The organism is Natrinema ejinorense, assembly GCF_002494345.1.
In the GTDB taxonomy this organism is placed as follows: Archaea; Halobacteriota; Halobacteria; order Halobacteriales; family Natrialbaceae; genus Natrinema; species Natrinema longum.
In genome coordinates, this window is sequence record NZ_NXNI01000001.1 from 1,856,533 (window position 1) to 1,870,555 (window position 14,023).

General features: G+C 66.4%; 14 protein-coding genes. 7 read left to right on the plus strand and 7 right to left on the minus strand.

What is annotated here, in order from left to right; genetic code table 11:
* Position 1: 1 nt before the first annotated feature.
* A complete protein-coding gene (locus tag CP557_RS09240; protein ID WP_342746476.1) occupies positions 2–511 on the minus strand; it encodes a MaoC family dehydratase in 510 nt (169 codons plus the stop codon).
* 292 nt (positions 512–803) lie between these two features.
* Between CP557_RS09240 and CP557_RS09245 the strand changes: the two genes are divergently transcribed.
* Entirely contained in the window at positions 804–1,265 is a 462-nt protein-coding gene (locus CP557_RS09245) for a hypothetical protein (RefSeq protein WP_097379625.1), read from the plus strand.
* A gap of 87 nt (positions 1,266–1,352) precedes the next feature.
* Here CP557_RS09245 and CP557_RS09250 read toward each other — a convergent pair whose 3' ends face one another.
* The gene (locus tag CP557_RS09250) at positions 1,353–2,753 is read right to left on the minus strand and encodes an NAD-dependent succinate-semialdehyde dehydrogenase (RefSeq protein ID WP_097379626.1); all 1,401 of its coding nucleotides are present in this window, start codon (positions 2,751–2,753) and stop codon (positions 1,353–1,355) included.
* Between the two features lie 136 nt (positions 2,754–2,889).
* Positions 2,890–3,825 carry a hypothetical protein gene (locus CP557_RS09255; protein WP_097379627.1) on the minus strand — a complete coding sequence of 312 codons (936 nt, stop codon included), beginning with the start codon at positions 3,823–3,825 and terminating at the stop codon, positions 2,890–2,892.
* Positions 3,826–4,261: 436 nt separating this feature from the next.
* On the opposite strand from CP557_RS09255, the gene CP557_RS09260 reads away from it, so the two are divergent.
* The 5 genes from CP557_RS09260 to CP557_RS09280 are packed head-to-tail and all read left to right on the plus strand — an operon-like array spanning position 4,262 to position 10,422.
* Positions 4,262–5,362: a M48 family metalloprotease gene (locus tag CP557_RS09260; RefSeq protein WP_097379628.1), complete on the plus strand. Its 1,101-nt coding sequence runs from the start codon at positions 4,262–4,264 to the stop codon at positions 5,360–5,362.
* Entirely contained in the window at positions 5,359–7,017 is a 1,659-nt protein-coding gene (locus CP557_RS09265) for a DUF4129 domain-containing protein (RefSeq protein ID WP_097379629.1), read from the plus strand. Before CP557_RS09260 ends, CP557_RS09265 begins: the two co-directional genes overlap by 4 nt.
* On the plus strand, positions 7,014–7,691 hold the full coding sequence (locus CP557_RS09270; protein WP_097379630.1) for a DUF7269 family protein: 678 nt from the start codon (positions 7,014–7,016) through the stop codon (positions 7,689–7,691). Before CP557_RS09265 ends, CP557_RS09270 begins: the two co-directional genes overlap by 4 nt.
* Positions 7,688–9,037 (plus strand): DUF58 domain-containing protein, encoded by a 1,350-nt coding sequence (locus CP557_RS09275; RefSeq protein WP_097379631.1) that lies wholly within the window; start codon positions 7,688–7,690, stop codon positions 9,035–9,037. Before CP557_RS09270 ends, CP557_RS09275 begins: the two co-directional genes overlap by 4 nt.
* Entirely contained in the window at positions 9,034–10,422 is a 1,389-nt protein-coding gene (locus tag CP557_RS09280) for a hypothetical protein (RefSeq protein WP_097379632.1), read from the plus strand. The genes CP557_RS09275 and CP557_RS09280 overlap by 4 nt, the downstream gene beginning before the upstream one ends.
* Here the strand turns inward: CP557_RS09280 and CP557_RS09285 are convergent.
* From CP557_RS09285 to CP557_RS09305, 4 genes are all read right to left on the minus strand, one after another.
* Positions 10,411–11,376: an AAA family ATPase gene (locus CP557_RS09285; RefSeq protein WP_097379633.1), complete on the minus strand. Its 966-nt coding sequence runs from the start codon at positions 11,374–11,376 to the stop codon at positions 10,411–10,413. The two genes, CP557_RS09280 and CP557_RS09285, sit on opposite strands and share 12 nt — an antisense overlap.
* A gap of 51 nt (positions 11,377–11,427) precedes the next feature.
* Entirely contained in the window at positions 11,428–11,775 is a 348-nt protein-coding gene (locus CP557_RS09290; protein WP_097379634.1) for a DUF7471 family protein, read from the minus strand.
* 171 nt (positions 11,776–11,946) lie between these two features.
* The gene (locus tag CP557_RS09295) at positions 11,947–12,222 is read right to left on the minus strand and encodes a PadR family transcriptional regulator (RefSeq protein WP_097381599.1); all 276 of its coding nucleotides are present in this window, start codon (positions 12,220–12,222) and stop codon (positions 11,947–11,949) included.
* A gap of 381 nt (positions 12,223–12,603) precedes the next feature.
* Positions 12,604–12,798, minus strand: coding sequence for a cold-shock protein (locus CP557_RS09305; RefSeq protein WP_006187181.1), 195 nt, complete (start codon positions 12,796–12,798; stop codon positions 12,604–12,606).
* A gap of 498 nt (positions 12,799–13,296) precedes the next feature.
* Here CP557_RS09305 and CP557_RS09310 point away from each other — a divergent pair, with 498 nt between their 5' ends.
* Complete coding sequence (locus tag CP557_RS09310) at positions 13,297–14,022, plus strand: queuosine precursor transporter (protein WP_097379636.1); 726 nt, start codon at positions 13,297–13,299, stop codon at positions 14,020–14,022.
* Position 14,023 lies beyond the last annotated feature (1 nt).

The following is a 14,023-nucleotide window of genomic DNA, read 5'->3' on the forward strand; positions in this document are numbered from 1 at the left end:
GTCACTCCTCCGCTCCGTTCCCGTTAGTATGCTCCTGTTTCAGCGAGAGTGCGGTTCGGTCGAACTCGCAGACGAGCGGTTCCTCCGAGTCGTTCACTTTGAACGCCTCGACGTGCAGAGTGACGATCCCGCGCTCGCCGTCGCTGGTCTCGCGCTTGTCGGTGACCGTCGACTGGACGCGAATCGTGTCCCCGTGGAAGACCGGATTCGGGTGTTCGACGTTGTCGTAGGAGAGGTTCGCGACGATGGTCCCGTCGGTGGTTTCGGGAATCGAGACGCCGACCGCCAGCGACATCGTGTAGAGCCCGTTGACCAGCCGCTCGCCGAACTCCGTGTCGGCTGCGAACTCAGAATCGAGGTGCAGCGGTTGTTGGTTCATCGTCATGTCACAAAAGCGCTGGTTGTCACTTTCGGAGATCGTCCGCCGGCGTTCGTGTTCGATGGTCTCGCCGACCGTGAACTCCTCGTAGTACAGTCCGGTCATAGGTTCGGAATCGCGCAGTACGCACAAAAACGTGTCGACACTTCGAAAGGTATGTGGGTCCGGTCCGCGTTCGTCCGGTGCTCGAGGACGACGACTATTCGATCGGTTCCCGGCCGATCCGACGGCGTTCCCGGCGGAGTTCGACCGAGACCGCTCCGCGGTCGGATATCGGTCGCTCGGACCCGCCGCGATTCCCCCAGCGGCTCTCGAGTGAAGCGCCAGTAGCGCCGGTAGCAGTCGTATGCGGGACGGTCCGACCACGGGCGATCCCGATCGGAATCGATTACATGATCGAGTTCCTGTATAGATTCAAGAACGTATGCCCGACGAGAATTCCGACATCGCCGCTGCCATCGCTACCGTACGGAACGGCGACCGCTACGAACTGGAACCTGCCTGCGACGACGAACGCGTACTGTTCGTCAACGTCTCGGAAACGGGGTTCGAGCGGTTCGAGATAGCTGTTACGGTGTCCGTGAGAGAGACGGACGTGCCCGACGATATCGTCCCAGTCACCGCCGTCGACGACCGCGGGGAAGCAACCCCACTGGTCGAAGCCCTCGGCCGTGAGGGAGTGTTCGCCGAGCTAGTCGATGCCGTTTCGAACGCCTACAACTTGCCCGAAGAAACAGTCTCCGAGCGCCTCGAAACCGACCTTCACTGTACACGATCGTGGCCCGATCAACCGACGGTATCGAACGTGGTCTTCCAAACGCGCCTCGCCGGTGGTCCTGGCGGGATGCGCTCCGAACGGTTCCACGCCGACGACCTCGTCTATTAACCGCGCTACCGTTCGGCAGCGGTCGTCCGAATGGAGCGTGACGGACCGTCCGGTGTAAGTTTTGCGTGATATTTTATTATGGCGGAGTCACTCGACCACGTCGGTTTCCTCGCCGGCGTCCTGCTGGACCCAGATCGTCTTCGTGTTCACGAACTCCCGGATTCCGTGTCGCGAGAGTTCCCGGCCATACCCCGAGTCCTTCACGCCGCCGAAGGGCACCCGCGGATCGGACTTGACGAGTTCGTTGACGAACGCGAGCCCGGACTCGAACTGGCGGGCGACCCGCTCGCCGCGCTCGAGGTCATCCGTCCAGACGCTCGCGCCGAGCCCGAAGCGCGTGTCGTTGGCCTTCTCGATCGCGGCCTCCTCGTCGGGGACCCGGAAGACCGTCGCCACGGGGCCGAACAGTTCTTCCTGGTCCGCGGGCGCGTTTTCGGGAACGTCCGTGAGCACCGTCGGCGGGTAGAACGCGCCGTCGCGGTCCATCGGCTCGCCGCCGAGTTCGATCTCGCCGCCCTGTTCGACCGTCTCTTCGACCTGCTCGTGGAGGTCCTCCATGAGGTCCTCGCGAGCCTGCGGGCCGATATCGGTGTCCTCATCCGTCGGGTCGCCGACCGTTTGGGCCGCCATCTCGTCGACGAACCGGTCGACGAACTCGTCGTAGACGTCCTCGACCACGACGAACCGCTTGGCTGCGATACAGGACTGGCCGTTGTTGATGAGCCGCGCCTGCACCGCCGTCTCGACCGTCTCGTCCATCGGCGCATCCTCGAGGACGACGAACGGATCGCTCCCGCCGAGCTCGAGGACGGTCTTCTTGAGCTGGCTCCCGGCGGTCTCGGCGACGGATCGGCCCGCACCGTCGCTGCCGGTGATGGTGACGGCCCGAACCCGGTCGTCCTCGATCACCGCGTCGATCTCGCTGGAGCTGATCAGGAGGGAGGTAAACGCACCCTCGGGGAACCCCGCCTGCTCGAAGATGTCCTCGATGGCCCGGGCACAGCCGGGGACGTTCGAGGCGTGTTTCAGCAGACCGACGTTGCCCGCGGCGAGATTGGGTGCGGCGAAGCGAAAGACCTGCCAGAAGGGGAAATTCCAGGGCATGATCGCGAGTACCGGGCCGATCGGCTGGTAGGCGACGACCGTCCGTGCCTGCTCCGTGCTCGCGACGACCTCGTCCTGCAGGTGTTCGGCCGCGGTTTCGGCGTAGTAGTCACAGACCCACGCGCATTTCTCGACCTCGTCGTGGGCCTGTCCGATCGGTTTCCCCATCTCCTCGGCCATCAACTCGGCGTACTCGTCCTCGTTCTCCCGGAGGACGTCGGCCGCCTTCGCCAGCAGTCGTTGGCGCGTCTCGATCGGCGTCTCGCTCCACTCCGCGAACGTCTCGGTCGCCCGCGCGATGTGTTCGTCTCGCTCCTCGTCGGAGGTCTCCTCGAAGCTGTCGACTACGTCTCCCGTCGCCGGATTGGTACTCTCGATAGACATGGCGCGACCGACCACGACGAACTGCTTAGTACATGGGGCCGGGGACTGCCAGGTCCGCGCCGGGAGTGGCCCGATCCCTGCCGGGCAGTTGTCGTCCGGCGACGCGAATCGACGCCGCCACTGTACGGATCAGGGCCTAGTCCTCTCCCTCGAACTGCTCGAACCGTTCGATGGTGATGGCGATCGCGTCTCGATCCGGGACGTCGCGAACTGCGTATGCCGTCGGATAGCTGCCGGCTCTGGCATACGTCTCGGGTTGTGCGATCGGTCGGCGATCGGTATCGGCATGCCCTCGAAGGAACGCCCGCGTGATCATCGGTTCGACGAACGTCAGTTCCGCAGTGCCGTCGCCGTCCGGATCGGACGCCCCCCAGATGAGCGTATTCGTGAACGTCCCACCGGTCATCTCGGGGACCGTGGGGTCGACCATGTGCTCGCCCATGTCGGTGATGACCCGTTCGTCGACGATCGGCCCTCGAGCGTACCCCTCGGGAACGAAGCTGTCGGGGAGGTCGTAGGTCGGTGCGGCCGGCCCGGTGATCGCGTCGACGGTGTCGGTCGACAGCATGTGGAAGTGGATGTCGAAGTGGGGCACCGTCCAGACGCCCGCCGGCGGGTGACCGCCGGGGTTCCAGTTCAGTCCGAGGAACGTAAACGGCGTCGCGTCCGTCGACGGGAACGGGATGAAAAACTCCTGGGACCACTCGTGGTGGATGATCACCGACTCACCGGTGGACCCGTATTTGTCCGCGTACTCGTCGCCGGAACTCGCGAGTTCGTCGGCCGACGGGAGCCCCTCGAGTGCGTCCCGCTCCAGCAAGAGGCCGTGGTATTTCGGGATCCCTGCCGGCGTCACCGTCGTGAACGCCGTCGCGTCGCCGTTTCCAAGCGCGACGGGATCACTCCACTCGGTTACGCCGGCCGGTGGGAATTCGGTGTTCGTGTCCGCACTCGCCAGCCCACTCGTCCCGATGGCTGTGCCGGTCGCAGCTACGGTCGCGATGAACCGGCGTCTCCCGACGCGGTGCCGGTCGGCGTCACACGTTCGCTTCCTGCTTGTTTCTCGTGGCATTGGTGAACGGAATCTGTCGGAACGACTACGTCCGCTTCAAACTCCGACGATGGACATGTTTGCAGAGATAATAATAGTATCGTATAATTCCGGAACCCGATTACGTCCGGCCGTCCGACCGAACCCGACGGGACATCTCCCCGGGAACGGCGAGTGACGGAGGGACTGGTTCCCCAACACGACGAGGCGAACGTCAGCCGTTTGCCACATAAATCCCGGGACTCGATTCGTCCGTTACGGTGTCGGTTTCGATGTCGTATGGGAACCATACGGTGGCCTTCGCTGGACGTGGCCTCCCGATTCGATCCCGACGGGGGACGGACACGTGCTTCCACCGGTGTCGCGGGACCGATCACCAGTCGGAACGCGTCACGGATGACTACCACCCAGACCGTTCGAGGAAAATTTTTGGTTGTAGAGATGAGAATTAGACCCAGTGCCCTCCACGAAGCTTCGCGTTCGGATCTGTGCCGTTCTCGGCGTGTTCGTCGCCATTACCGCCGTGTTCGTCCTCGCGTTGCTGTGGGCGTACGGCGTCTTGCTGCCGGGGGTCGTCGGCGGAACGATCGTCTTTCTACAGCACGGTGCCGTCGAGTTCGACCTCTTCCAGTTGCCGGTCTCGTGGGGGACGGCGCTGGTGGTGATCGCCGGCTTCCTCGCCGCACAGACGTATTACGGCTACCAGCGCGTACTCTCCGGGACGAGCGGTACCGACGGCGAGGGGAACCACGCCGTCGCCCGGACGGTCCGCCGACTGGCGATGAGTGCCGACATCCCGGAGCCCGACGTTCGCGTCGTCGCCGACGAGACGGCGAGTTGTTACACCGTCGGTCGACTCACCGACGCGACGATCGTCGTCACGACGGGGCTCGTCGCGTCGCTCGACGCCGACGAACTCGAGGCGGTCCTCGCCCACGAGATCGCCCACGTCGCCAACCGCGACGTGACGCTGATGACGATCACGACGTTATTCCTCGAGATCGCCGATCGAGCGTACCACGCGGCGCGGCTCGCCCGGCGCGCCCTGGTCGACCCCGACGCGCTCTCGGACGGCGGACGGCTCGCGCTCTACTGGTTCCTGCCGCTGGTCGCGCTCACGTACGTCTTCGTCGCCCCGATTCTGTGGGTGTTCCCGACGATCGCCGATTGGGCGACGCGAACGCTGTCGCAGTCCCGGGAGTTCGCCGCGGACGCTGGAGCCGCCCGGATCACCGGGAAGCCGATGGCGCTCGCGAGCGCGCTGGTGAGCCTCGCCGGGACGACGGAAACGCCGGCGATGGACCTTCGGGCCACACGGACCCGCGCACTGTGTATCGTGCCGACCGATCCCGTAACTGGCGAGGACACGACGTCGCTGCCCGCAATCGGGCGACCGATGGATGCGACGCGACGGCGCGAGCACGTCCGCTCGTGGCTCGAGGGGGAGACACCATCGGGACCCCGCGACCCCGGCGACTCGGCCCCGACCCACCCGTCGGTCGAGGCTCGCGTCCGCCAACTAACCGAGCTGGCTGCCCAACTGGAGGTGAACTCGTGACGGGGACGCGCCGGTTTCTGTTCGTCGTCGGCTGTCTGTGCTGTCTGCTCGCGGTCGCGAGCGCGCTTCCGGCGGCCGATCCGCGGATCGAGGGTCCCGGCGAAGCCGGCGGCGAGCCGATCGCCGGCGACTGGGAGTCGATCGACGAGACGCCCGAATTCGAGACGAACCCCGCACCCGACACGAACGAGACGACCGACGAGCGCGACCGTGAACCGAACGACGACGAGATCGATATCGAGGGGGCCGTGGAACCGGGCAACGAGGTGACGGTCGATATCGGTCACGTCGGCCACTTCGACGAGGGAACGATCGCAGTCAACGGCGAGAACGTCACGAGTTCCGATATGTTCGGTAACGCCAATATCACCGTCCCCTACGCCGAGGAGATGACCGTTTCGGTTCCCGACGAGAACCGCTCGCGGACGGTCGACGTCCGAACCGACGCCACCCTCGAGACACACGGCGGGGCCGCGCCGGCCCGCGACCTCGAGATATCGGCCGCGGTCGGGTCGACGCCGGTCCCCGACGCGACGGTGAGACGGGACGGGGAGGCCGTCGCGACGACCGACGAGGACGGCCACGCGAACGTGACGCTGCCGGAGACGGCGAGGGACGTAGACCTGCAGGTCGAACGCGGGCCGGTGACGGCAACCCGAACCGTCGACGTCGCCGAGCCGACGGTCAGGTTCGTCTCCCCGCTGTTGTTCCCCGGGATGCCCGCCCCCGTACAGGTGTCCGCCGGCGGGGAGGCCGTTTCGGACGCGACCGTCCGCCTCGAGAACGGCGGGACGGCGACGACCGGATCCGACGGGAAGGCGCGGCTCTGGTTGCCGGTCGGGGACGAGGCGACGGTGACGGTCGACGTCGGTGCGGAGACCGCGACAGCGACCGTCGGGAACCTCTACCTTCGGCTGACGGCGGTCGTGGTGCTCGTCCCCGGGTTCTGTATCGGCGGGGTACTGACGTACCTCCGGGTCGTGGCTGCTCGCGAGCGCCGTCGAGGAGACGCGTGGGCCGGCTTCTTCGTCGCGCTGGCGGCGTTTTTCGACGGGCTTGCCGAGGCGTTCGCGCGGTTCCTCCGTACGCTTGGCGGTGGCAACTGGCCCTCGCTGTCGCTGCCAGTGCCGTCGGTGTCGTTCCCGACCCTGTCGATTCCACGACTCGAATTCGGCGGATTCGGCCGCGGGTTCCCCGCCCTCCCGTCGATCGGACGGACGTTCGGGACCCTCCCGTCGCTTGGGTCGCCTGGCTTGCTTGGCTGGTCGTCGAACGGAAGCGAGCGGTCAGTACTCGGCGAGTTGCTCGGATCGAGTAGCGACGAGTCCGACGAATCGACCGATTCCGAGGACGGCGGGCCTACCCTGGCAGCCGAACCGCTCACGCCACGCGGCCCGCGTGCGGAGGTCCGAGCCGCCTGGCACGCCTTCCTCGACCGGCTCGGCGTCGAGGACCGCGAGACGACGACCCCCGGCGAGGTGGCTCGCGACGCACTCGCCGCCGGATTCCGGGCCGACCGCGTCGACCGGCTCGTCGGGGTCGTTCGCGATATCGAATACGGTGGCCACGAGCCGTCCCCCGATCGAGTGGCTGCCGTTCGGGCTACGGTACGGGAACTACTCGAGTCCGATTCGGACGAGGAGGGATCGACGTGAGTCGCCGATCGAGTGGCGGCTGGTGGCGGCGGTTGATCGCGGGGATCGAGGGCCTCGATCCAGAGCGAGTCGCGACCGCGGTGGTCGGTGCCGGTGCCCTCCTGGCAGTGGGTGCAGTGCTACTCGGGGGGTTCGTGCCGTCCGTCCGCTTGCTCTCCTGGCTGCTGTATCCGATCGCGACGCTGTTTCCGCTGCTCGGCGTGGCGATCGCGGCGGCTGCGTGCTGGTGGGCATGGACGCTCGAGGAGGGGGGCGCGACGGCGATGCTCGAGGGACCACCGCCCGAAACGGCCGTCACCCAGACGACGTACCCGGTGGGCCAGGACGCGGAGCGAACACTCACTGACGCCACGCAGGGGTGGTACCGCTGTCGGCCCACCGAACCGATCGCGGACGTTCGCGGTCGGCTCGCCGACGGGGCGGTTCGCGTTCTCACCACGAACCGGGGGCTTACGGCCGAGGCGGCCCGCGAGGCCGTTCGATCGGGGACCTGGACCGACGACCCGGTCGCTGCAGCGTTCCTCTCCGACGATCGCCGTCAGCCCGGGGACGAGCGGCTCCGTGCCGTGGTCGATCCCGGCGCGGCGTATCATCGCCGCGTCCGTCGCACGCTCGCGGCCATCGACGGCGTCGCCGACGGGACGGTGCGGGGCGACGAGGAGGTGGATCGATGACCGCCCGGACCGTCGAACGGCTCGAGAGCGGCGAGTGGGCGCTCGCCGCCACGCTCTCGCTTGCGGGGCTGGGGATCGCCGTCGGCAGCCAGCTCCTCGTCGTCGCTGCGACGCTTCCGCTGTGGTATGCCGCTGGGGCCGTCCTGGGATCCGAGGGGACGGCGATGGTCCGCGTGCAGCGCCAGCTCGTCGTGTCCGACGACCCGGGGGGTCGCGAGAACGCCGATGCCGGGAATGGGACCGATTCCGGCGCGGTGTCCGCCGAGCCCGGGACGACCGTCACCGTTCGAACGACCGTCCAGAACACCGGTTCGGAGACGATCGTCGATCTGCGCGTTATCGACGGCGTTCCGGGCGCGTTGCCGGTCGTCTCCGGCTCGCCGCGTGCGTGTGACACCCTCGAACCCCTCGAGGAGACGACCCTCGAGTACGAAGTCGAACTCCGGCGCGGGGAGTACGCCTTCGCCGATCCGACGATTCGAACGCGCGATTTGACGGGGACGGTCGCCCAGACGTGGTACGCGAGCGCGGCCGGCGACGACACGGTCCGCTGTACGCCGGTCGTCGACGCGGTGTCACTCGGCGACGGAACGAACGACTACGCGGGCGAGGTACCGACCGACGAGGGCGGCAGCGGCATCGAGTTCTACGCCGTTCGCGAGTACGAGCCGGGGGATCCGGTCGGATCGATCGACTGGCGGCGATACGCCGCCACGCGGGACCTGGCGACCGTCGAATATCGCGCCGAGCGAGCGACGCGGATCGTCTGTGTCGTCGATGCCCGCTCGAGTCAGTACCGTGCCGCGACGACGACGCACTGCCCCCCGATCGAGCACTCGGCCGATGCCGCCAAGCGGACGTTCGAAACGCTGGTGGCAGCCGGTCATCCGACCGGCGTCGTCGGCGTCTACAACGATCAGGTAGCAACCGTCCCTCCGGGCACCGACGCCGAAACCCGACGATCGGTCTCTCGCATACTGAACACCGTGCAGGATTCCCCACAGCCCGGGAACTGGTCCACGTTTCGGACGCGAACGGACGATTTCGTGACCGATCTCCCCCGTCGTCTTCCCGGTGAAGCGCAGGTGTTCCTGTTCTCCTCGTTCGTCGACGACGATCCCGTCGAGCTCGTCGAGGCGCTCCGAGCGCGAGACTACGCCGTGCGCGTCGTCTCGCCCGACGTTACGGCCGACGGCGACGACGTCGCGACCCGACTCGAGGCGCTCGATCGGCGGACGCGACTCGCTCGTGCCCGCAAGGCCGGCGCTCGCGTCGTCGACTGGGATCGCGATCAGTCACTCGGCGTCCTCCTTCGCAACGCGGTCGGGGAGGTGAGGACCCGATGAGCAATCCCGAGGCGGCGGTCCCGACGACGACGCGGCGGGCGATCGCGATCGCCGCGACCGTCGGCGCGATCGCACTGGCCGTCCACGAACCGCTGGTGATCGGGGGAGCCCTCCTCGGAGTCGGGCTCGCGGCGGCGATCGGATCGTTCGCCGGTTCGAACCGCCGCGTACTGATCGCGTCGGCGCTGCTGCCGATCGTCGTCCTCTGTGGCGTCGCCGTCGTCGCGCTCGCGGGAGCGCCGGGCGCGGCTGTCGTGACGATCCTGGGCGCGATACTCGGCCTCTTCGCCTGCGGTGTCGTCTTCGGGCAGCCGAGGCCGTCCGCGCTCTCTCGATCGGTGACGGCCACACTTTGTTCGTCGGTCCTCGCCGGCGGCGCGACGCTGCTCGCGTTCGGCATCGATGCGATGGGCGGACCACGATCGACACTCGCCGCGACGCTGTGGCTCACCGGCAGGGGGATGTCCGGCGCGATCCTCGCGGTCGTCGGCGCCGCCCTCGCAGCGGCGATCGCGCTCTTCCTCGTCCCGCCGGCGGCAGTGACCGTCCCCTCGAGGCGCTCCGCCTACGCCGGCACTCGAAACGCGCTCGCGATCGGCGTGGGGGTCGCGACGACGCTCGCAGTCGTCGGACTGGCGATACTGCTGGGGCTCTCCCGGTACGTCCCACTTCTCGGGGGGGTCGTCGACGCGATCGCCGGCAGTGGTGTCGTTCGCGGACTGCTCGCGACCGTCACGATCGTAGCGCTCGCCCTCGCCGCGATCGCGACGGCCGTTCGCGGCTCGTGGGTGCAGGCAGCGGGCCGACGCAACGCCACCGTCGCGATCGTCGCCGGCGCGGTTTCCGGTGTGGCCGTCCCGTTCGTCGCGATCACCGGCCATGACGGTGCCGAGACGACCCTCGTGGCCACCCTCTTCGGCGCGACGGCGGTCGTTCTCGGCATCGGCTGGCTGATTGCCTGGCTGTACGAGGGGCTCGTCACGAGCGGCGATATCGATCGACTCCAGCCTGCGATCGTGCTGGCCGGTGCGCTCGCAGCGGGCGGTATCGTCACCGGTGCGAGCGCCGAGCCCGTGACGCTCGGCCTCGAGACCGTTCGGGCGGCGACGGCGACGTTCGGTTCGCTCGCGGCCGCACTGTTCACGTACGATGTCGGTCGGTACGGGCACACCCTGACGCGCGAGATCGGGCCGTCGGCGTCCCGTCGTCCACAGCTCGTCAGGGTTGGCTGGAGCGGGGTGGCGGCGGCCGTCGGCGTTCCGATCGCGGCCCTCGGCGTGGCGGGAGCGGCCCTCCTCGCCCCGACGTTGTCGATTCCGGCGACAGCGGGCGTCGTCGCCGCCCTGGGTGCGATCGTCACCGGCACCTGGCTCCTAGCGCGATGAGGGCGGCTCCATCGCCGGCACCGTACACTCCTCGAGGACGGAGTCGACCACCTCGGCGCGGGAGACCCCTTCGACGCTCGCTTCGGGAGTCAACACGAGGCGGTGGGCGAGCGTCGGGCCGGCGATCCGTTTGATGTCAGCCGGGACGACGTACTCGCGGCCCTCGAGGACGGCCCGGGCCCGACTCACCTCGAACAGCCGCTGGACGCCTCGTGGAGACACCCCGACGTCGACGCGGCCGTCGGTTCGAGTCGCGCGACAGACGTCGCCGATGTAGTCGCGGACCGGGCCGTCGACGGTGATCTCCTCGGGGACTGCCTGAAGCTCGAGGACGCGGTCGCGATCGATGACGGGATCGACGGTCGGCTCCGGACGGTCGCGATCGGCCCGTCGATCGATCAGCTCGCGCGTCCCGTCGGCGTCGGGGTAGCCAAGCGAGGTCTTCACGATGAAGCGGTCTCGCTGGGCTTCCGGAAGTTCGAACGTCCCCTCCTGCTCGACGGGGTTTTGCGTCGCGATGACGACGAACGGGTCGGGGAGATCGTGGGTGTCACCGTCGACGGTCACCTGTCCTTCCGCCATCGCCTCGAGCAGCGCCGATTGGGTCTTCGGCGGTGCACGATTGATCTCGTCCGCGAGAACCACGTGTCCGAATATCGGACCGGGCGTGAAGTGAAACTCGCCGGTGTCCTCCTCGAAGACGTACGAGCCGGTGATATCTGCGGGCATCAGATCCGGGGTGAACTGGATCCGGGAGAACTCGAGTCCGAGCGCGGTCGCGAACGACCGGGCGGTGAGCGTCTTGCCCGTTCCGGGCACGTCCTCGAGGAGCACGTGACCACGGGCGAGGACGCCGGCGATGACCTCCTCGAGAACGGTTCGATCGGCGACGACTGCGGAGAGGATTTCGTCGACGACGGCCTCCGCCGTCGTCGCGGCGTCGGGGACTGACATATCGATACCCGTTCCTACGGCACCTTATATCTCACGCCGACCGGCACGATATCAATCGTCGGAGTCGATCGAAACGGCGTTGTTCGACGCTCCACTGCGGTAGACCGCATAGAGGACCAACACGGCGATCAGGAAGTCGAACCCGTGTTCCACGAGGTGGTGGACCGTCATCGGGACGAGTCCGAGGACGGTCCCGAGCCCGGTCACCGAACGGACGACGAGCAGCCCCAGGACGACCGTGATCAGTAGATACCGGACCGTCCGACGGCGGGAATACGCGACGACCCCGGCGACGAACAGCACCGTCGTCCCGAGCACCGCGAGAGCGATCACACAGATGAGGACAGGGGTGAGCTGTGGGTTCAGCCACTCGCTGGCGACCGACATTGCGAGCACCATACGATCGATACTGGTACTCGGTCGGACATCCACCTATTCGCTTCGGTGTTTCCCACCGAGCCGAGGGACCGATCGGAACCGGATCCTGATCGACTGTCGGCCGTCGTCGTGGCGTTCCGTGGAAACTGTGACGCTTACATGGGAGCCGGCAGTATCGCTACGCTACAGGAGCTACTGCTCGATGTACTGTTGTTCCCACTCTCGACGTTCTTCGATCGCTTGCCGGCCACGATCACTGATTTCGTAGTAGTTGGTTCGGCGATCGAGTTGTCCCTTCTCGACGAGTTCCTTGTTGACGAGTGTATCGAGATTGGGATACAATCGCCCGTGATTGATCTCGCTGTTGTAATACGTCTCGACTTCGTCTTTGACGTCCTGTCCCGACGGCTGATCGGCTCCTGCGATCACGTACAGCAGGTCCCGTTGGAACCCTGTCAGATCGTTCATGTTGGGCGGGTGGACGAACGGGAACCCCACTATTTGTTATCGATTTCGTATCGACCGTTTTCAGTACATTCAGCGAAGCTAACTGAGGCAACTGTGACACGGACTGTCGTTTCGCTCGGTAACGAGAGCATACGCCCACCGGTCGTCCCCGCTCGATCCAGTTCGCTCTCGAGGCGGCGGCCGACGGCTCGTGGCAACCGCCACAGTGGGTCGACGAGCGTCCTCGAGACGTGGACAGCGCTGTCCACGAGCGGTATCTGGGCGGAAATACCCGTCTCGAGGGGGTGAATCAGTGTCAGCCGTAGCGGCCGCTGTCGTAGTAGGTCGCTGAAGAATGATTAATCGAAGTGTGAAACCCGTTACCGAACGTAAAAAGCCGTATTACAGGCGGGTGACGTTGGTGGCGCGGGGGCCCTTGGGGGCCTGTTCGATATCGAATTCGATGTCTGTGCCTTCTTCGAGGTCCGGACCGCCAACGTCTTCCATGTGGAAGAAAACGTCATCGTCTGCGTCGTCCGTCTCAATGAAACCGTAGCCGCCTGTGTCGTTGAAGAAATCAACGTTTCCTTTCGCCATTGCAACTCAAGAGAGGCCACCGATACGTATAACAGTTGTGTTATAGATATCCTGTCGAAACAAAAATAATTCCTGGGAAAATACGATGACCACCGGGTTCAATCAGGGTGAACGGAGAGATGCGGGTTTTCCCGTCCCTCGAGAAGTCCGTCCCGCCGAGAGCACTCCAGTACCCTCTCGAGACGGGACACGAGTCGATTCACCGTACTATTCGGCCGCCGGTCACACCCTGGAGCGGGCTGATCACGGGCCGCTCGCGCCGGTCCGCCTGAACTCGGACCGACCGTCCGTCCAGATCCAGCAGCGAGTCGCCGGGGACGATCCCTTCGAGGACGATCGTCGAAATCGATCATCGGGGCGTCCATCGGCGGGAGCGACTCGACAGGAGCCGACCCTGACCCGTGGTGTTCCCTCGAGAATATCGAGTACGGATCCCAATCTCCCACGAAGTGTACTGGAATAGTACCGTTTAGGTAGTTCCGACGGATACGCCGCGGCATGAGCCGGACACAACCCCGTGGCGTCCCGACGGTCGCGCAGGTCGCGCTGATCGGCCTCTTCGTCACGGCGCTCGTAACCGCACAGTTGACCGCATCGAAGGTGCTCGCGTTCGAACTACCGGTCGCGCTTCCGGTCACGGGTGCACAACTCGCGTTGCCCGGGGCTGCACTCGCGTACGCGCTGACCTTCCTCGCGAGCGACTGTTATACCGAGTTGTACGGCCGTCGCGCGGGACAGGTCGTCGTCAACGTCGGCTTCGTGTTGAACTTCGTCGTCCTCGCGCTCGTCTGGTCGACGATCGCCGCGCCGGCGGCCCCCACGAGCGTCGATCCCGCCGCGTTCGAGACGGCGCTGGGAGCGTCGACGAACATCGTCATCGGGAGTCTGCTCGCGTACGTCGTCAGCCAGAACTGGGACGTGATCGTCTTCCACCGCATTCGGGAGTACACCGGCCCCGAGAAGCTCTGGCTCCGTAATATCGCCTCGACGGCGAGCAGTCAGGCGATCGACACCGTCATCTTCGTCACGGTCGCGTTCGCCGTCGCACCCGCCGTCCTTGGCGTCGGTGGGGTCCTCAAGCCCGATCTCCTGCTCTCGTTGATCGTCGGCCAGTACCTGCTGAAACTCGCGATCGCCTTCCTCGATACGCCGGTCGTCTACGCCATCGTCTCGCTCGTGCGCTCGCGCGAGGGGGGTCCGGCCGAGGACGCCAGCACCGCCTGAT

Excerpts from the sequence above, each read along its gene's own strand:
- CP557_RS09290 (WP_097379634.1), bottom strand. The coding sequence starts at position 11,775 with ATGGTGCTCGCAATGTCGGTCGCCAGCGAGTGGCTGAACCCACAGCTC.
- CP557_RS09285 (WP_097379633.1), bottom strand. The coding sequence starts at position 11,376 with ATGTCAGTCCCCGACGCCGCGACGACGGCGGAGGCCGTCGTCGACGAA.
- CP557_RS09310 (WP_097379636.1), top strand. The coding sequence starts at position 13,297 with ATGAGCCGGACACAACCCCGTGGCGTCCCGACGGTCGCGCAGGTCGCG.
- CP557_RS09280 (WP_097379632.1), top strand. The coding sequence starts at position 9,034 with ATGAGCAATCCCGAGGCGGCGGTCCCGACGACGACGCGGCGGGCGATC.
- CP557_RS09295 (WP_097381599.1), bottom strand. The coding sequence starts at position 12,222 with ATGAACGATCTGACAGGGTTCCAACGGGACCTGCTGTACGTGATCGCA.
- CP557_RS09245 (WP_097379625.1), top strand. The coding sequence starts at position 804 with ATGCCCGACGAGAATTCCGACATCGCCGCTGCCATCGCTACCGTACGG.
- CP557_RS09275 (WP_097379631.1), top strand. The coding sequence starts at position 7,688 with ATGACCGCCCGGACCGTCGAACGGCTCGAGAGCGGCGAGTGGGCGCTC.
- CP557_RS09305 (WP_006187181.1), bottom strand. The coding sequence starts at position 12,798 with ATGGCGAAAGGAAACGTTGATTTCTTCAACGACACAGGCGGCTACGGT.
- CP557_RS09255 (WP_097379627.1), bottom strand. The coding sequence starts at position 3,825 with ATGCCACGAGAAACAAGCAGGAAGCGAACGTGTGACGCCGACCGGCAC.
- CP557_RS09250 (WP_097379626.1), bottom strand. The coding sequence starts at position 2,753 with ATGTCTATCGAGAGTACCAATCCGGCGACGGGAGACGTAGTCGACAGC.